The sequence below is a fragment of the Aquimarina gracilis genome, from assembly GCF_035285365.1.
GTDB classification, from domain to species: Bacteria; Bacteroidota; Bacteroidia; order Flavobacteriales; family Flavobacteriaceae; genus Aquimarina; species Aquimarina gracilis.
Genome location: NZ_JAYKLX010000008.1, coordinates 152,121 through 169,034 on the forward strand (window position 1 = coordinate 152,121; position 16,914 = coordinate 169,034).

Annotated in this window: 18 protein-coding genes; 3 read left to right on the forward strand and 15 right to left on the reverse strand. The window is 35.4% G+C overall.

Annotated features, from left to right (window positions below):
* Positions 1-115 precede the first annotated feature (115 nt).
* The 12 genes from U6A24_RS17325 to U6A24_RS17380 form a co-directional block, all read right to left on the reverse strand.
* Positions 116-880, reverse strand: a complete 765-nt coding sequence (locus tag U6A24_RS17325) for a cyclase family protein (RefSeq protein WP_324181262.1) — start codon at positions 878-880, stop codon at positions 116-118.
* 60 nt (positions 881-940) lie between these two features.
* Entirely contained in the window at positions 941-1,279 is a 339-nt protein-coding gene (locus U6A24_RS17330; protein ID WP_324181263.1) for a DUF2834 domain-containing protein, read from the reverse strand.
* A gap of 59 nt (positions 1,280-1,338) precedes the next feature.
* The gene (locus U6A24_RS17335; protein WP_324181264.1) at positions 1,339-1,626 is read right to left on the reverse strand and encodes a DUF6958 family protein; all 288 of its coding nucleotides are present in this window, start codon (positions 1,624-1,626) and stop codon (positions 1,339-1,341) included.
* Between the two features lie 91 nt (positions 1,627-1,717).
* Positions 1,718-2,140, reverse strand: a complete 423-nt coding sequence (locus U6A24_RS17340) for a hypothetical protein (protein ID WP_324181265.1) — start codon at positions 2,138-2,140, stop codon at positions 1,718-1,720.
* A gap of 104 nt (positions 2,141-2,244) precedes the next feature.
* Positions 2,245-2,859, reverse strand: coding sequence for a hypothetical protein (locus U6A24_RS17345; protein ID WP_324181266.1), 615 nt, complete (start codon positions 2,857-2,859; stop codon positions 2,245-2,247).
* A 156-nt stretch (positions 2,860-3,015) separates the two neighbouring features.
* Complete coding sequence (locus U6A24_RS17350; protein WP_324181267.1) at positions 3,016-6,660, reverse strand: S8 family serine peptidase; 3,645 nt, start codon at positions 6,658-6,660, stop codon at positions 3,016-3,018.
* A gap of 189 nt (positions 6,661-6,849) precedes the next feature.
* Entirely contained in the window at positions 6,850-7,821 is a 972-nt protein-coding gene (locus tag U6A24_RS17355; protein WP_324181268.1) for a YheT family hydrolase, read from the reverse strand.
* Positions 7,821-8,822 carry a bestrophin family protein gene (locus U6A24_RS17360; RefSeq protein ID WP_324181269.1) on the reverse strand — a complete coding sequence of 334 codons (1,002 nt, stop codon included), beginning with the start codon at positions 8,820-8,822 and terminating at the stop codon, positions 7,821-7,823. The genes U6A24_RS17355 and U6A24_RS17360 overlap by 1 nt, the downstream gene beginning before the upstream one ends.
* A gap of 80 nt (positions 8,823-8,902) precedes the next feature.
* Positions 8,903-9,670, reverse strand: coding sequence for an SDR family oxidoreductase (locus U6A24_RS17365; RefSeq protein WP_324181270.1), 768 nt, complete (start codon positions 9,668-9,670; stop codon positions 8,903-8,905).
* A gap of 377 nt (positions 9,671-10,047) precedes the next feature.
* Complete coding sequence (locus tag U6A24_RS17370; RefSeq protein ID WP_324181271.1) at positions 10,048-10,743, reverse strand: hypothetical protein; 696 nt, start codon at positions 10,741-10,743, stop codon at positions 10,048-10,050.
* A complete protein-coding gene (locus U6A24_RS17375) occupies positions 10,744-10,938 on the reverse strand; it encodes a hypothetical protein (RefSeq protein WP_324181272.1) in 195 nt (64 codons plus the stop codon).
* A 358-nt stretch (positions 10,939-11,296) separates the two neighbouring features.
* Complete coding sequence (locus tag U6A24_RS17380) at positions 11,297-12,205, reverse strand: helix-turn-helix domain-containing protein (RefSeq protein WP_324181273.1); 909 nt, start codon at positions 12,203-12,205, stop codon at positions 11,297-11,299.
* Between the two features lie 93 nt (positions 12,206-12,298).
* Between U6A24_RS17380 and U6A24_RS17385 the strand changes: the two genes are divergently transcribed.
* Positions 12,299-12,775: an acyl-CoA thioesterase gene (locus tag U6A24_RS17385; protein ID WP_324181274.1), complete on the forward strand. Its 477-nt coding sequence runs from the start codon at positions 12,299-12,301 to the stop codon at positions 12,773-12,775.
* On the opposite strand, the gene U6A24_RS17390 is transcribed toward U6A24_RS17385, so the two are convergent.
* Both U6A24_RS17390 and U6A24_RS17395 read right to left on the reverse strand, forming a co-directional pair.
* Positions 12,767-13,660, reverse strand: a complete 894-nt coding sequence (locus tag U6A24_RS17390; protein ID WP_324181275.1) for a DMT family transporter — start codon at positions 13,658-13,660, stop codon at positions 12,767-12,769. The two genes, U6A24_RS17385 and U6A24_RS17390, sit on opposite strands and share 9 nt — an antisense overlap.
* 3 nt (positions 13,661-13,663) lie before the next feature.
* Positions 13,664-14,011 (reverse strand): arsenate reductase family protein, encoded by a 348-nt coding sequence (locus U6A24_RS17395; RefSeq protein WP_324181276.1) that lies wholly within the window; start codon positions 14,009-14,011, stop codon positions 13,664-13,666.
* Between the two features lie 88 nt (positions 14,012-14,099).
* On the opposite strand from U6A24_RS17395, the gene U6A24_RS17400 reads away from it, so the two are divergent.
* Both U6A24_RS17400 and U6A24_RS17405 read left to right on the forward strand, forming a co-directional pair.
* Positions 14,100-14,555, forward strand: a complete 456-nt coding sequence (locus U6A24_RS17400) for a DinB family protein (RefSeq protein ID WP_324181277.1) — start codon at positions 14,100-14,102, stop codon at positions 14,553-14,555.
* Positions 14,556-14,630: 75 nt separating this feature from the next.
* On the forward strand, positions 14,631-16,139 hold the full coding sequence (locus U6A24_RS17405) for a serine hydrolase domain-containing protein (RefSeq protein ID WP_324181278.1): 1,509 nt from the start codon (positions 14,631-14,633) through the stop codon (positions 16,137-16,139).
* Here U6A24_RS17405 and U6A24_RS17410 read toward each other — a convergent pair.
* Positions 16,115-16,894 carry a DUF3298 and DUF4163 domain-containing protein gene (locus tag U6A24_RS17410; RefSeq protein WP_324181279.1) on the reverse strand — a complete coding sequence of 260 codons (780 nt, stop codon included), beginning with the start codon at positions 16,892-16,894 and terminating at the stop codon, positions 16,115-16,117. The genes U6A24_RS17405 and U6A24_RS17410 overlap by 25 nt on opposite strands.
* Positions 16,895-16,914 lie beyond the last annotated feature (20 nt).

The window sequence follows — 16,914 nt, forward strand, 5'->3', positions numbered from 1 at the left end:
TCCTTTTACTCGATAATCGAGATTTAAATGCTGCCAGGCTTGTCTTGAAATCTAATCATTTTTCAATCTAATACCTTCGGGGAGGACCCTGAAGTAGTTTACCGACCATTTTAGGTTATTCTTCAAACATGGCAACCACCCTGGCAGGTGCTGCAGAAGCACCAACAATTTTAAGAGGAAATACAGCTACATTAAATCCAGTATAGGGTAACGCATCAAGATTAACCAATTGTTCCATATGGCAATATTCTTTGTGTTGTCCTACCAGGTGTGCTTCCCAAAACAGTTCAGAATTTCCAGTTTCTTTGGCTTTTTTCATCATGTAAGGTAATGGCAAATCCCACCCCCAGGAATCTATTCCCATTACTTTGATTCCTTGATCGATAAGCCATTCTGTTGCTTGGGCACTCATCCCGGTTCCGATTTTGTGAAAGTCTTTGGTACCATTATACTTATCTCTTCCCGTTTTGATGAGCACGATCATACCGGGTTTGATTTTTAACTTGTTTTTGGTTAAAAAATGTTCAATATCGGTTACAGTAATTGGGTCAAAATCTTCCTTATGCTTCATGTCGATTACCAAGCCCTTACCATAGCACCAATCCAGTGGTATCTCGTCTATGGTTTTTGACTTTTTACCATTGGTGGTCGGTGAATAATGCCATGGGGCATCAATATGCGTTGTGGAATGAACCCCCATTTTTTGAATAGTATCATCTGCCCATCCGTCAAAATTTTTAGGAAAAAGTCTAAAAGGCAATCCAAGAATTCGAATGAGCCATTTGGCCTTTTTATGAGGTTTGTGCTTAATTTTAACACGCATAAACCAAGGGTCTGATTTGTTGTATTTGATAGGTTTGGACAGGTCTACGATTTTCATGATGTGTAATACTTATTGTGGTTATTGTTTAGGTTTTAAAAAGTATTACTAAGGTAACTTTTATTGTTCAGATGTGTTCAATTTATCTAATTTAGATTGTCTCATATACAAGAAAAGCGGAAAAGTAAAGGCAATGGCTACCAAAAATGTGAGCGGGATCAAAATCCACCAATATTTTATTTTTAATTTGATCGCCTCAGGAATGTACCACACAAAAAATGCGATGACTACAACTAAAAGATCTGCACTAAAAGATCTTGCAGGAAATGTAGTTTTGGTTTGAGCAATGTAGTTAAGCAGAGAAGTGTCTTCGGCAGTGATATAAAACTGAATATTAAAATACCAGGTATAGCATACACCAACTATGGCCAGAATTAAAAAAATGTACTTGCGTTTCATATTGAGGGTTTTCTTGAGAGTATTGTGGAGTGATATATTCTTTGAAAAGGACGATAATTTTAATTTTTCAGACGTAATTCATGCGGGCTGGTTTTAGGGACACGTTCAATGATTTCCCTGGCTTCAAGGTCTAGTTTTACCGTTACAATGTACCAAACAACTTTACCGTCAAAAGAAGTAGAAAGTTCTTCTATTGCCATGTCACTTAATTTTTCATAAGAAATTTGTGTGTGTTCTTTGATGGTTTTGAGTATAAAATCTTTGATTATATTATACCTTCTTTTAAGAATATTTACTCCTGTTTTACCTTGGGGATGTAGCGTCATTATTTTATCATCATCTATCATGTTATTGGATTTTTGTAGTAGAAAAAATACCTACGTCATCCAATAAAGTTACAAAATGTATAGAAGTATCTGCTGTTTAGTAAATCATCCTTTAATACTCGTAGCTTATTTGATCTTCAAAATTTTCGATATTAAGTAGTATTTGATTACCACTAACCTGTAATGCTTGAATATCAAATGTAATTTCTTTGGTAATTACGGCGTCGCATAACTCTTCATTTTTTAAGGATAGTCGTAGATTACGTTGTGGAGGAGAGGAAAATAATACCACTTCTGAATCTATAAGTTTTATTTCCCAGCTGTCACCATCACAGCCACCTGAACTAAAACTTATATTTAAACAATCCCCATTAATAGCTACGCTATTTATAAAGTGTTGATCGTTGGGAGCGTTTTTAAATTGTTCTCCACTTACTTCTACTAGTTGATCACAATTGGTATTTACATCATCGTCGTTGCTACAACTTGTAACCATAAATACCACACAAAACAAACTGATTATCTTTTTAATCATCATTTTACTTTTTACTGTAGATGTAAAAAAGGTGTAGACGTTGTGTTAAGGTTCGTTAAATTCAGTTTGTAAATTTAATTATAGAGTATTTAACGGCAGTGAAGTCATTTAATAATAATCTTTGTAATGTTTTTCTTTGTTCTTATTACCTGTATCATAAAGTATATTGGAATCAGGCTTAAAGTTGTCCCTAGTAATAATACACCTGTACTACCTAGAGTGTCGGCTATACCTAATAGAATTCCACCAGTAGCTACTCCTCTTGTTCGGTGGCCTGTAATTTGATATTCATAACCAATTTCCAAATCTTGTGCATATGAATAGGTAAGAAAAGTGAAAAATAATATCACTGCCAATGGAACAATTTGCTTGAACAATCTTGTGCCTACACTTTGGACGTAGTCCAAAACTTTTTTATCCGAGAATATTTCACTCTTTAGATAGTTAAATATTTCCATCTTATTATTGCGGGTATCCAAATCAATTTCATCTTGGTCTTTGTTGTTTTTAATGATGTAAATCTTATCTGAGTGATTATCTATGCGAATTGATTTGATTTGATAAATGGGAACCCCAGTAATTTGTTTTGGAATATTGCCTTTTTCTAATTCTCTTGTATAACTGTTGATTTTTTTCCTGCTTGGGTTAGCGTTGTAGATTACATCATTGGTAATTACTATTACCTTGTCATTTCCACTATTGGTGATCCAGTATTTCATTTTTATACAAATTCCGTCGAGTTATTGAATTTGGACTACTGCAAGAATACAATATTTAAGTTTCATTTTTTGAAACTGATATTTTTTGTTTTAAAATAAAAACAAACCCCTGAAACATTTGTTTCAGGGGTTTAAAACTTTGTTTATTTATTGGTTTTACTGTCTTGCGAATCGAATCATATCTCTTTCGTCAATTCTAAGCATGTATACTCCAGTTTCTAAGCTTCTTGTGTCAATTTTGTTGATAAAGGTTCCTTTACCTACTACATTACCAAGTAAACTATAGATTACATAAGTATGCTCTCTATTATCTTGCATAGAGATGAATAAATCTCCACGTGTTGGGTTAGGGTATGCACTAATCTTACCAAATACTGGTGGTCCTGCAAGGTCACTAGTAGTGGCAAATGAAGCCGTAGTACCACATGGTCCAAGGTTGGTCCATCCTGTAGCCGTTCTTTCATATAGATTACCTTGGTATGTTACGCGATCACCTGCTTGGTATGATTGTGTGCTGCTCCATGCTGGTACACCTTCACACTGATCTACTGGTCCGCCACCTGTACTATCGCTTAACGATACATTATCGATAGCAATATCAGCTTGCCATGTAGCACCTGTGATTCTATTGAATCTTAACTGTACACCACCTCCTACATAAGCAGCAAGGTCGATATCTGCACTTTGCCAAGAGTTACCTTTGTTACCAGTTTGGCTCCAAATACTTGTCCATGTAGCACCTTCGTCAGTACTAGCTTCTACAGCAATACTTCCCATATCGGCAGCGCCATACATGTGGTAGTTAAATTTGAAACTAGCTTGAGCAAGGCTTGATAAATCAAAACAAGGAGAAGTTAAGATTGCTTGCTTGTTAGGATATCCAGTTCCATTTCCAGAAGCCTCTACATAGATGTAGTAAGTTCCTTGGTTAGCACTAGAAGGTCCGGTTCCGTTTGACGGAGTTCCGCTAGCATCAACTGTCCAGTTAATATCATCTGCAGTAGACTGAGTCCATGCACCTAAAGTATTTTCAAATCCTTCATTATATGGGAAAGCAGTAATGCCAGAAGTACATCCTGTTCCACCACCACCTCCGGCAGTAGTTACATTTACTACATTACTTGCAGCAGATTCGTTACCTGCAGCATCTTTTGCTATAACACTAAATTGATAAGCAGTATTTGCAGTTAATCCAGTTACATTGGCAGTTGTATTGGTTACAGTTCCTAAAACTGAGCTACCTTGATATACATCGTATCCAGTAACTCCTACATTATCGGTAGAAGCTGTCCAGTTCAATGTTAATGTTGTTTCTGTAACGCTCGTAGCAGCTAATGCTGTTGGAGCTGTTGGAGCTTGAGTATCTGCAGTAGCTCCTCCGATTACTACTGTATAATCTTCAACTTCACCATATTGGAAAGACTCACAAGAAGTAGGAACGCCATTGTACTTCATAGAAACACGCATTCTGGTATTTCCATCAAGAGCTCCGGCAGGAACTGTAAAGGTTCCACTTACTGGTGTCGTTTGTGTAGCAGCCTGTGTCCAAACTTGCTCACCTGCATCAGTAAAGTCACCATTTTGGTTATAATCTATCCAAACGCTATATCCTTCGTTATAAGTAGTTCCTGTCCATGTTGGTGTAACCGTAATTGTATAATCACTACCTTTTGCAAGACTAGTCGAGATTGACGTGAAATCATTATATCCACCAGATCCTGCACCAGATGCATTATTGATAGTTTCTAATTGTACATTGCTTATATATTCGTCGGCAACACTTTGCCCATTAGACGCACAATATACCAATTGGAACTCTGGAGTGCTGAACGTAGCTGTGCTGCTGTAAGAAGAAGTAGTACCATCAGAACACTTACTTCTTACCTGTACTTCGTATGAAGTTAATTCAGTTAATCCAGTAAGGTTAGCAGAAGCACCGCTAATATCTTGTTGGTTAGTCCAAGAAGAAGCTCCAGCTACACGATATCTTAAATCATAAGTTGCCGCAGGTACTGCAGTCCATGCGATAGTAGCTGAATCATAAGTAACATTTGAAGCAGCAACACCTGTTGGTACTGTTGCATTACATACTACAGGAGTTCCTGTTAAACCTGTAACTACAAGAGAGAAGTTTTGACTTCCACCTGTTAAAGAACCTTTGTGAGTTACTGTAATTGTATATGTTCCAGAAGCACCAGAAACGTCTACTCTTTCAAAAGGATCTACGTTGTTGTCTCCTGTACCATTTGTTGTAATTCCTGTTAATCTGTAAGGGCTAAAAGTAGTTGACCCTTGAGATACTCTAATATCTAAGTCATTTACAAGTACCGGAGTGTTTGAATTGGTTGCTGTAGTAGCTGTACCAGGTCTGTCTGTCCAAGAGATAGAAGCCAATAATGGGTTTACTCCATCAGAATCTACAGTAATTGTATAGGTTTGACCACTAGTCAATGTTAATTCTTCAACTTTAGACTCACCACCAGCTACATTCGAAATAGTTTCGGCAGCAGCTTTAGCGTTTAATAATCCCCATCCGTAAACGGCATCTGGTCCAGAAGGTCCTGCATCATCTGCAGTATGTAAAGCTAAACCTTTTAGGGTTGCAGCTTTCATAAGGTTTCCGTTAAGGTTGCTATAGTGCTGCTGTAATAACAAAAGAGATCCCGTTACGTTTGGCGATGCCATAGACGTACCGGTAATGCTATTATAGGCAGTGTCACTGTTTTGATAGGTAGAGTATACACCAGTACCATTACCAGTAATATCTGGCTTAATACGATAATCATCAGTAGGACCTTCACTACTTGAACTGTTGATTGAAACACTTACCAAAGAGCCATTGCTGTTTACATTCGCGTCTTGAGCATTAGCAACAACAAGGTTGTTTTTTGAAGTAGAGTGACCAGTTAATTTATCATAAGAAGAGTTTCCGTCAAGCGGAGCACCGTTGTAACTGTTTTGGTTACCATCGTTACCTGCTGCAACAACCATTAAGTAGAAAGGTGCGTTGAACATTACTTCATCCCAGTTTCTTGACTCATCGATATAAGCACCAAAATACTGATCAGGAACCAAGTCACTTCTAAAACCATATGAGTGGTTAGAAAGAATCATTCCGTTTGCAGCAGCGGTAGTTGCTTCAGCCACATCGTTGTTCCACATATATCCTTTAACTTTTGCTTGAGGCGCCATACCTTTTGCACTAGCTTGTACCCCAGATGCTACAACTGTTCCTGTAACGTGCGCAGCATGGAAGTTAAGCTGTGTACCTCCTTCAGATGCGGCATCTTCTACAGAAACACGATTGTTTCCTCCAGGGCCGTCATATTCCTGGTGAGTAATACGAGCATGACCACCATCCCATACGTGGGCAGTCATGTTTTGTCCGTCTAGGTTAAGGCCTAAAGAACCACCACTATTCAAGTGATCTGCTCTGGTTGATCTAGCGGCATCTACGTTGTAAGTTGTAAAATAGATAGGATGTTTTACTCCTTTAGAATCAGTATATACTTTTTGTAATTCGGCAAAACTTCCATCTTTTGCTTGGATTTTAGTCTCCCATCCATACAATTTAGCAGCTTGTACCGCTTGTTTTTTGTCTAATACTGCTTTTTGGGAAAAGTCAGCTTGCAGTTGATTTAGTTTTGCCTGATTGTTCTCTTGGGTCATTTTCCCAATTTGTTCAGGGGTCTGCGCATAAATTCCCGCAGACAAAAGTAGCATCGTAAAAAATACAAATGTCCCCCATTTGTTTTCCGTGAAGCTCAGTGAAGAAATGAGGCTTCTGTAGCTTTTTTTCATTTTTATTGAGTTTGAGTTAGCATTAATTTGATTTCCTTGAAAATTCTTAAGGAAACGACCAAAACTCTTAAAATATTCCTAATAAAAAAAAGTTTTTCGATTAAATGAGTAGAAAATTCTTTATAAAACCTTAACAATGGCTTAACGTTCGTTTAAGTGAAAACTATTGTAAGTAAAGTCTTACTTTATCTATTGAAAATCAGACATTTTTTCGAAAAATTCGAGGGTTCGTGCTTCATTGTAGTAGGTTTTTCCCGGAAAATAAAATCCAACATGCCCTCCGTATTTTGGAATTTCGAGGAATACATTTCGATTTTCTTTAGCTTCATCCTCTGGGTAACAGCGATTTCCTAAAAAAGAATCATTTTTGGCATTTAGGATCAATGTGGGGGTTTCAATGTTTTTCAAGAACTGTCTACTGCTGCATTGGGAATAATAATCAATGGCGTCTTTATACCCATGAGCTAAACTAGTGTACAGATTATCGATGTCAATAAGTGAAGAACAAGCTTTGATATCAGATTTGGTGATTTTGTCTGGAAATACTACTTGTCGTTCAAACAACTTAGCCTTTAAATGTCGTATAAATCGCTGCTCATAGATGTAATTTTTTGGTTTGTTGATCTCTAAAAGAGAATTGTATAGGTCACATGGTGCCGAAACCGCTACGGCTGCTGTTATTTCTGAAGGTAGATTTCGTCCTTCGCCCAAATATTTTAAAGTTACGTTTCCGCCGAGACTAAATCCGCATAATGATATATTGGTGTATTTATCTTTTGAAACTATATGGTTTACAATGCGTTCTAAATCGTCACTAACCCCGGCGTTATAAGATCGGTAAAGGCGATTAACTTCACCACTACAATTTCTAAGATTCACCAATGCGGTATCCCAATGATTTTGATTTAGATGTTTGGCAAGCCCCATCATATATTGCCGTTGTGCATTTCCCTCTAGTCCATGAATGATAATGGCAACTTTGCTGGTAGTCGGAGATGCATAGCTCCAGTCCAGGTCAATGAAATCCCCATCATCTAGTTCTACACGCTCCCTTTTCTGTTGTACTCCATTTACCTTTCGCAATACGTTGGGGTAAATCGTAGAAAAGTGTCCGTTTCTAAAAACTAGCGGTGGGGTATAGGTTGAATTAATTACTGGCATTAATACAAGATATTATCTTTTGCTTGCACTTTTTCAGGAAGATTTTCTTCATCAAGCATATCACGCAGATCTATTTCTATAGTCCTGCACAAAGCAGTCATAGGCACATCATTTACACGACCTTCAAAAGGATCTTCGCTATTGCTGCCTATTTTTTCCATGGTAGTGAATATCCATGAGACCAAAACAGATAAGGGAATCATTAAAAAGATAAACCAAGGTTGGATATCCTGATGCATGCCTTGTAATTCAGATTCAAATACATTCAACATTCCAAAAGGTAGTAGTAGTACAAAAATCCAGGTAAATACGGTACTAAAATAAGCGTATTGCCTAGGAAATGGAGTGTTTTTGATTCGTTCGCATTTCCCTTGAAGGTTGTATAATTCCTCTAGCACACCGTGAAGGAGCTGTTTATCGAATTCGGTGATTTTTCCTTCGCCGCATAGCTTTTTAACATGCAACCCCTGGTTTTTTACGATATGGGTCGCAGTGTTTTTACGTTGTAATAAATCGGCATATTCTTCCTCGCTTAAAAATTCACGGGTCGCATCGCAAGCCGGTTTTTGTTCACCATGTTTTTTGAAAAGGTTTTCTACCGCTGTATTTTCTTTAATCGTAAAAGAAGTAGGTTGGCGCAGTTGAATTCTAAGTGCATTGATCCAAGCGACATGACGATGAATCATTACACTTTTGGTTTCTTGTGTATCATTAACCAGGCTTACTACCTGGTTGGCCCATGTACGGGAATAGTTTACTATACCTCCCCAGATTTTTCTGGCTTCCCAAAAGCGATCATAACTTTGGCTATTTTTAAATCCAATATAAAATGCTACGGCAATGCCAATAACCGATAGGGGTTGAAACGGAATATCGATAAAGGTCCATTCTAAAAAATAATAAAGAGAAAAGATCCCTGCGGTATAAATAATAAAGAAAATAACGTTTTTCCAGGCATAGCGAAGAATGAGTCCCCAACCAATGTTTCTTTTGATGTACATGTGCGAATTTTTGTTCTAAAATAAGAAGACCCTACTGGTTTTCAAAACCGGTAGGGTCAAAATTTATGGATATCAATAGATTAGAGGAACATTCCGCCAGAAGCTTCGATACGCTGACCGTTGATCCAACGGGCATCTTCACTGGCTAAAAAAGCTACCACACCACCAATGTCTTGTGCCACCCCAACACGGCCCAAAGCGGTTACCGAGGATAACATTTTTTCCATTTCTGGATTATTTTCTAGGGCAGCTTTATTCATGTCGGTATTAATGGCTCCAGGTGCAATGGTGTTGACAGTAATTTGTCTGCTACCAAGTTCTTTTGCAAGGTAACGGGTAAGGGTCTCAATACCAGATTTCATGGCTGCATAGGCCCCGTACCCAGGTATACTAAATCTGGCCAAACCAGTAGAGACATTAATAATTCTTCCGCCATCGTTTAATAGTGTCAATGCCTTTTGAGTAATAAAGAAAGGACCTTTAAGCTGAATGTTCATTAGGCTATCAAAAGTAGCTTCAGACGTTTCGGCAACCATTTCGTGAGCAATGATCCCTGCATTATTCACCAAAATATCAAAGTTTGAAACGTTCCAGTGTTGTTGTAAAGCATTTTTTACATCAGAAAAGAAAGTGTCAAAAGTAGAGACATCTCCAACGTTAAGTTGAAAAGCAACTGCCTTTTGTCCTAAAGCTTCAATTTCACTTACCGTTTCGTTGGCTTGCGTTTTGTTTGAATTATAGGTCACCAAGATATCTGCACCTTGCCGTGCTAATCTAATCGCCATTTCTTTTCCTAGTCCACGGCTACTTCCTGTAACCAATGCAATTTTGTTTTCTAAAGTTTTCATGATATTATGTTTTTTAAATGATTATTAAATAATTACACTGCAAATATCATCTAGAAAACCGCGCAGATAAAGGCACATTTTTAAGGAAGAAAGGTACATTTTTAAGATAATGTATTTATTTATGTATTTGGTTGGAGGGGTGTTAAAAGAAGATTATCAATCTTGAATAGGTTTTACAATAGAAGATTAGTTTGCATGATAAAATGATTTTTAAGGAACTTGTGTGAATTTATATGAAATAGAATTAATAAAAAGTTTTTAGTACACCAAAACATAAATACATGATGTTGGAAATATTACTAAAGAAACTGCTTGAAGAAGAAATAATATTTGGTATGTCTTTTAGGAATAATAAGATAAATCTAATCTATAGGAAGTTATTCTCCGTTCCTTAATCGATTAAATCTTTCGTACATTTCTAAATCAAAAAAGGAAACTCCTATAACACAATTTAAATCCAAAATTAAATCACTACTTAATTGATCCAAAGTCACTATTTTTCCTTCCTGAATATATTCTGAATAAACTTTTAGATATTGAGAGGTGAATAAAATTTCATTTGTTTCATTTGTCCTATACCCACTTATTGCCGGTATTATTCTTACATAATTAGACACAGATGGTATTGGTAACTCTTTTACCCAGCCAACATATACTTTACCACTACTTAAAGTAAATTGAAGTAGTTTTTTCTTATCAAAGGAAGCCTTTAAGATGATTTCTAACTCATTACCAAGTCGTTTAATTGATTTTCCTATGTATTTCTTTTTATCTAATAGAGGATTACTTAGTTTAACAAAAAACCAAGATAATATTACAGTTGATAACGAAGTAATAGTAAAAGGTTGTTTAAAAGGAAACTCCTTAGAAACCTGTTGTATTAATTCTGGCTTTATAAACTCTAAAGAAAATCTAAGAACAAAAGCTATAAAAGCTATAAAAGTTCCAATAAGAACACTTTCAAAAACAAGTCGTTGTCTATCGAGTCTTTGCTGTCTAAATTTGAAAAGGTACGATCTTGTTATAACATAATAAGCTGCAGCAAGAGGAAAAATTAAAAGATTCCAAGGCATTTATGATACTATTTTATCAACAGGCTGCTTTCTTTTATCTATTTCTTTGATTAGATCTGATTCAAGAAATAGATTTATTGTTTCTTGTATTTTGTCAATTTTAAAAAAATCGGAAGTTTTTATAAAAATTTTACCTTCACTAGTAACTTTAGTATACTCCTTCTGAGTTTCTTTTATTTCTTTTTTGTCGCTCATTTTTAGAAGATTAGAAGTTTGGGGGTTGATTCAAATATATTATAAAAATCTTTTAATTCAAATTAAAATATGTTTTATATTACATATATATAAGTACGAATATAGCTCACAGATGTTACATTTTTATAGTTAAATCTTTAGTTAAACTAATATTTGCGTATATAAAACCTCATTATCAGCCGTTTGTCTATGAGATAAGAACCTGTTTTAACTTTAATATCAGTAATAATGTTAAATTAAAGACCTTTAACTGCTAAATACAACAACTTAGCTATTTTATAAATACATAGTTACTATACGTAATCAAACTTTTCTTTTATGATATAAACTTACGTGTAATTCTCTTTCAATCACTAACCTATTGTTTTCGGTATTGGTTGGGCGTTAACCCTGTTTGTTTTTTAAAAAATTTAGAAAAATGAGTAGGCTCATTAAATCCCAATCGATACGCAATCTCTTTTACGGGTGTAGTAGATTTTGAAAGTAAAGCTTGGGCTTCTGTAACAGTTTTATCCTGTATCCATTTATTTGCCGAAATACCCGTTTTGGTTTTGATTACCGTTGAGAAATAGGCGGGATGCAGTTGTTGAGTTTCGGCAAAAGTCGAGACCTGCAAAGCTCCGTTTTTTAGCGTATTTGACCTAAAAGTACTTTCAAGGTCTTTTTTGAACTGATTTACAATTTCACTATCACGATCATAGGCTACTTTAAATGAATTGTCTTGCATTAGAAATTCTTTAACCTTCAATAAAAACACCATAAATAATGAGCTCACTATTTTATGACGAAGGGCCGAATTTTTGTTTTGTTCCTCAAAAATTTGTTCGCCAAGATGTTGTAATTCATCAAAACGGGTTTTGTCCAAAAAACAAGGGGGAACCATTTCTGTGAGTAAGAAAGAGAACTCATCAAATACTGTGGCATGAATGTGTTCTTTTAAATATTCTTCAGAAGAAGTGATAATAAAACCATGCACAACTTCTTCGATTCCAAAAGATTTTAAATGTCCTGGATTGGTGAAATATAAGGTGTGTGGCTTCGTATGAAATTTATGATCATCAATGGTATAAAAACTTTTTCCTTTTTCGATTAATACAAACGAAAAGTAATTGGCCCGAAAAACAGGGGATTGAACAGGTTTGTTATGCACTATTTCCATACGGTGAATGGTAAAATCGGCATCCTGCATGATGCTTTGTCCAACCCTTTCGTCTTTGTAGAGATCGGATAACTTATTGTAAGCCTTGATATTCGATTTGGTATTCATAGGTATAGCTAAAGATACGGCATTTTTAATACTATTTTATTATGCGTGCATAATAAAATGTTTTGTATTTTTGTATTTCCAAAACCAGGGGATATGTATTTAAAAGATTTTGAAATTAGATGGAACGATATTGATGCCAATCGTCACTTGGCTAATAAAGCTTATATTGAATATGCGGCGCATACACGAATGTCTTTTTTGACAGAAAAAGGGTTTGATCGTAGGTTATTAGGCAAGCTTAATATTGGTCCGGTAGTGTTTTATGAGCACATTTATTATTTTAAAGAAGTATTCTATGGTAGACCGGTACGAGTTTCGTTAGAGTTATCTGGAATGAGTGAAGATGGCATGTTCTTCGAATTCAGGCATAATTTTTACGACTACAAAGGACGAAATTTTGCGCAATGCGAAATGATGGGTGCATGGATGGATCTGGGTACCCGAAAATTAATTCCACTTCCAGACGAAATGCGACAGTTTTTGGACAAGGTAGAACATCCGGCAGACTTTAAAGTGCTTACCAAAGAAGATACGCGTAGATTTAATAAAAAACCTGTGGATTTAGCCTAAAACTTTTGGCTTTTTGGTTACCAGGTATACTCCTATAAAAATCAGGAGGGTGGCCGTTATTTTGACAATATCCAATGAGTCTTTTCCCAACCCTATAGCAAAAATTGATGCAAGCATTGGTTGCAAATAAATAAATACTGCGACTGTTGTAGGCTTAAGTTCTCTAATTGCAAAAATATTGAGGATATAAGTCCCAAAAGTTGCAAACACAATGACGTACCCTATTTTTAGATATCCATCTAGCGGAATGGTACTAGGTTGCATCTCCAGAAGTTGAAATAGTCCAAAAGGCAAGACAAAGAAAAATCCTATACCATACATCCATTTTATAAAAGTAAAGGGATGGTATTTCTGAGTGATTTTTTTAACTACGATAATGTAGCACGCATATGAGGTCGCATTTACAAAAATTAGAAAGTTACCTAAAGTAGGATTAGTGGCGGTCATAGATTTTCCGGTACCATAAAGTATGATAAGTAACGTTCCCGAAAGACCAATTAATACTCCTAGAATCTTTAAAAAACGTATTTTTTCTTTAAGGAAAATAACGGCCAGGATTAAAACAATGATTGGTGTGGTTACCATCAAAACGGAAGCACTTATGGGAGTTGTAAGATTTAGACCTTCAAAAAAAGCAAGCATATTAATTCCTACACCAAATAATGCCGCAAGGGCAATTTGTTTAAAGTCCTGGCGATCGATTTTTTCTTTAGGCCCCAAAAAACTAATCAGCCAAAACAATAGAAAAGCACCTGCTACCCTCAATACGATAAAACCAAAAGGTTGTATATAATGTGGCATTACATCTTTGGCGATGGTATAGTTTGCGCCATAAAATATCGCTACAAAACTTACAGCAACTAGGGCCAGGGCTCTTCTACTCATAAATTACATTACCGATTTTGCAGCTTCAACCACTTTTTTGCTGTTTCCTACAAAAATTTGATTATCGGTTATAATTACAGGTCTTTTTAGAAAGGTATAATGTTCAAGAATCAAATTTTTATAATCCTGTTCTGATAGATTTTGATTTTTAAGGTCACGTTCTTTATACAATCTTGCTCTTTTACTAAATAAAGCTTCATAGCTGCCAGCAAGTTTGTGCATTTCTTCAATTTGTTCTGTTGTAATAGCTTCTGTTTTAATGTCTTGCAATATAAATTCTGAAGAAGGGTTTAATTCATTCAAAATACGCTTACAAGTATCGCAGGTGGATAGATGATAAATTTTTTTCACAGTGAGTAATTTTTAGTGTCAAAATCATCACAAAGGAAATTCATTTCAAAATTAAAACTCATATTTTTGGCTAAAAATTAAGAACCACATGCAACATATTCTTGAAATCACCAGAACCAATCGCCGTTTAATGCAGAAGATTTTGGACAATCATTCATTAGAACAATTAAATAAGGTGCCCGAAGGTTTTAAAAACAACCTAATCTGGAATATTGCTCATGTTGTTGTTACACAGCAGCTTTTGATGTATAAATTAAGCGGGTTGCCTATGATGATTGATGATGATATGGTTAGCAAATTTAGAAAGGGCACAAAAACTGAAGATGCCGTATCTCAAGATGAAGTCGACCAGATAAAATCACTAATGTTTTCTACTCTGGATCAAACTGAAAAGGACCTAGAAGCAGGCTTGTTTAAAAACTTTAATGAATATCCGACCAGCACAGGTTTTGTGTTAAAATCGCTTGATGATGCTATGAACTTTAATAACTTTCACGAAGGAATACACCTGGGATATATGTTGGCACTTAAAAAAGCGCTTTAGGGGTATCAACCTTTTATACGTTAGTTTGAGTACAGATTATCCTTATGTTATTTATTCATTCAATAAACTATAAACATGAGAAGCGTATCTATACTCATATTTGTTATGGTCTTGATTTTTGGGTGCACCAAGGAAAAAGCAATAAAAGTCGAAACCTCTGATCAATTTACTGATGAACTGAAAGAACTAAAAACGTACTTTCAAATTCCTGGTTTGGCGGCCTCTGTTCAGAAGGATGGAGAACTAGTGTATCAGAAGTATTTTGGTTATTCTGATTTAGAATCAAAAACAAAATTAGATACAACGACATTATTTCCTGTAGCATCGCTAACCAAGGTGTTTTCTGGTGTTTTGATCATGAAATTAGCAGAAGAAGGGAAACTGTCACTAGATGACCCATTACAAAAGTATTTGCACAATGTCAAGCTTAATGATTCGATTCTTGTAAAACACATCCTGTCACATACTTCGCAAGGAGCAATAGGTAAGAATTTTTATTACAGCTATCGTTTTGGGGCGCTAACTGCAGTAATTGCAGAAGCTTCAAAAAAACCTTTTGATACGTATATGCATGAAGCAATTTTTACTCCTTTAGGCTTAAAAAACACACATCTTTTAAAAGATTCTATTCAAATTGCTCAAAATAGTCTGAAAATTGCAAAGCCCTATTTTCTTAAAGATAGTATTACCACCGGATTTATTGATTATGGGTATTCAGCCTCTGCAGGGATTGTTTCAGATATAAACGATTTACATATTTTTAATAAAGCTCTGGACAATAACACCCTTATTTCTGAAGCATCTAAGAAATTGATGTTTTCTGGCTTGGACCCAAGTTTACCGTATAGTTATGGAATTTTTAATCAAGAATTTCAAGGCGAAAATTTAATATGGGGATATGGGCAGTATGATTGTTATTCGAGTTTATTTCTTAAAGTACCATCAAAAAAACTAACGCTCACCTTATTGGCAAATAATAATCTTATGAGTGATCCGGCAAGGCTGATTTATGGAGACGCAATGTCATCACTCTTTGCCTTAAGTTTTTTAAAAAATTATGTCTTTTTAGAACCAGAAATGGCGCTTTTTGAAAATCAAGAATCTTTAAAAAGTAGCGCGGATTATGCAAGTACTGATATTTATCGAAAAAAACTTTTAGCGCAAGCCCTGGCATCCTCTTTTATGGCCCAATTTGATAATCAGCATATAGAAATAAGTGAGGTGTTATTAAATAAAACATTTTCTGAATTTCCTGACTATTTGCAATATGCAGATCTCAATTTGTTGCACACGCTTACATTTTTAAAAGAGGTTACTTTTTACAAAGAACTTGGAGAATTCGATCAATTTGATGAAAAAATTGAAGCCATAAGCGCAAAATTACTGAAAGTAGATCCAGAACACCCTTATGTAAATGTTTATATGGGAGTTTATCACGATCGAAAAGGTAACCAAGAAAAAGCTTTTTATCACTTTAAACAGATCGTTGAGGCTGATAATTTTTCTAAATTTTGGTATACTTCGGAAGCCATGAATTGGATAGCAAAAAACAAACCTGATTACAATATGTCAAACGCAAAGTAAGACGCTACATCTTCTTTTTTGATTTTTATTTCAACAGGTCCTTCAGCATAAGAGCTAATTTCGTAGGGATTGTAATACAAGATAACTTCGGTGTTGGTAAAACCAATATTTTCTGGTAAACTAAATTTTTCGTCTTCAAAGAAGAAACCGGTGCTATTAATAGATTCATTCTCAAGGATTTCAAACTTTGAGCGAAATACTTTTTCTGCATAGGTGATGAAATCTGAATACCTCTTAAACAAATCCTTGTTTGGAATTCGTTTCCCAGTTTTGGTTTCAATATTAATAAAAGAAATACCACCATAACCATGAGCCCCACCAGTAAATACATAAGAATCCATAATTACCGAGACCATACTTTTGCATTGAAAACTAAGTTCTGAAGTTATACTGACCTCATAAGGGGGGATCTCATCCGGAAACTCTACCCTCATATCTTTGTAAGATTCATTAAATTCTACCACCGCTGCTTTTACGGTTTCTTGGGGTTTGTTTTCGCCTACATTCAAAATGGCACAGGCTACTTTTTCGATTTCAGTATTAATTTTTTTGCAGACAGGTTTGTCATCTATGATTTTTAGCAGATTAATGTCCAATGAAGCACAGTCATCATCTTTACAATCTAGTAGTTTTTCTACGGCTACATTTTGTTTTTCAAAAGTGAAAGATTCTTCGGTGTTACAGGCCTTGATAACAAGTAAAATTCCGAAGAAAAAAAACAATTTTAAACCTGTGTTAGTTTTTGTGTTAATCATCTACTAAAGATATTCATTGA

Excerpts from the sequence above, each read along its gene's own strand:
- U6A24_RS17325 (WP_324181262.1), bottom strand. The coding sequence starts at position 880 with ATGAAAATCGTAGACCTGTCCAAACCTATCAAATACAACAAATCAGAC.
- U6A24_RS17345 (WP_324181266.1), bottom strand. The coding sequence starts at position 2,859 with ATGAAATACTGGATCACCAATAGTGGAAATGACAAGGTAATAGTAATT.
- U6A24_RS17385 (WP_324181274.1), top strand. The coding sequence starts at position 12,299 with ATGTATTTAAAAGATTTTGAAATTAGATGGAACGATATTGATGCCAAT.
- U6A24_RS17400 (WP_324181277.1), top strand. The coding sequence starts at position 14,100 with ATGCAACATATTCTTGAAATCACCAGAACCAATCGCCGTTTAATGCAG.
- U6A24_RS17350 (WP_324181267.1), bottom strand. The coding sequence starts at position 6,660 with ATGAAAAAAAGCTACAGAAGCCTCATTTCTTCACTGAGCTTCACGGAA.
- U6A24_RS17360 (WP_324181269.1), bottom strand. The coding sequence starts at position 8,822 with ATGTACATCAAAAGAAACATTGGTTGGGGACTCATTCTTCGCTATGCC.
- U6A24_RS17410 (WP_324181279.1), bottom strand. The coding sequence starts at position 16,894 with ATGATTAACACAAAAACTAACACAGGTTTAAAATTGTTTTTTTTCTTC.
- U6A24_RS17340 (WP_324181265.1), bottom strand. The coding sequence starts at position 2,140 with ATGATTAAAAAGATAATCAGTTTGTTTTGTGTGGTATTTATGGTTACA.
- U6A24_RS17355 (WP_324181268.1), bottom strand. The coding sequence starts at position 7,821 with ATGCCAGTAATTAATTCAACCTATACCCCACCGCTAGTTTTTAGAAAC.
- U6A24_RS17370 (WP_324181271.1), bottom strand. The coding sequence starts at position 10,743 with ATGCCTTGGAATCTTTTAATTTTTCCTCTTGCTGCAGCTTATTATGTT.
- U6A24_RS17335 (WP_324181264.1), bottom strand. The coding sequence starts at position 1,626 with ATGATAGATGATGATAAAATAATGACGCTACATCCCCAAGGTAAAACA.
- U6A24_RS17405 (WP_324181278.1), top strand. The coding sequence starts at position 14,631 with ATGAGAAGCGTATCTATACTCATATTTGTTATGGTCTTGATTTTTGGG.
- U6A24_RS17380 (WP_324181273.1), bottom strand. The coding sequence starts at position 12,205 with ATGAATACCAAATCGAATATCAAGGCTTACAATAAGTTATCCGATCTC.
- U6A24_RS17365 (WP_324181270.1), bottom strand. The coding sequence starts at position 9,670 with ATGAAAACTTTAGAAAACAAAATTGCATTGGTTACAGGAAGTAGCCGT.
- U6A24_RS17375 (WP_324181272.1), bottom strand. The coding sequence starts at position 10,938 with ATGAGCGACAAAAAAGAAATAAAAGAAACTCAGAAGGAGTATACTAAA.
- U6A24_RS17330 (WP_324181263.1), bottom strand. The coding sequence starts at position 1,279 with ATGAAACGCAAGTACATTTTTTTAATTCTGGCCATAGTTGGTGTATGC.
- U6A24_RS17390 (WP_324181275.1), bottom strand. The coding sequence starts at position 13,660 with ATGAGTAGAAGAGCCCTGGCCCTAGTTGCTGTAAGTTTTGTAGCGATA.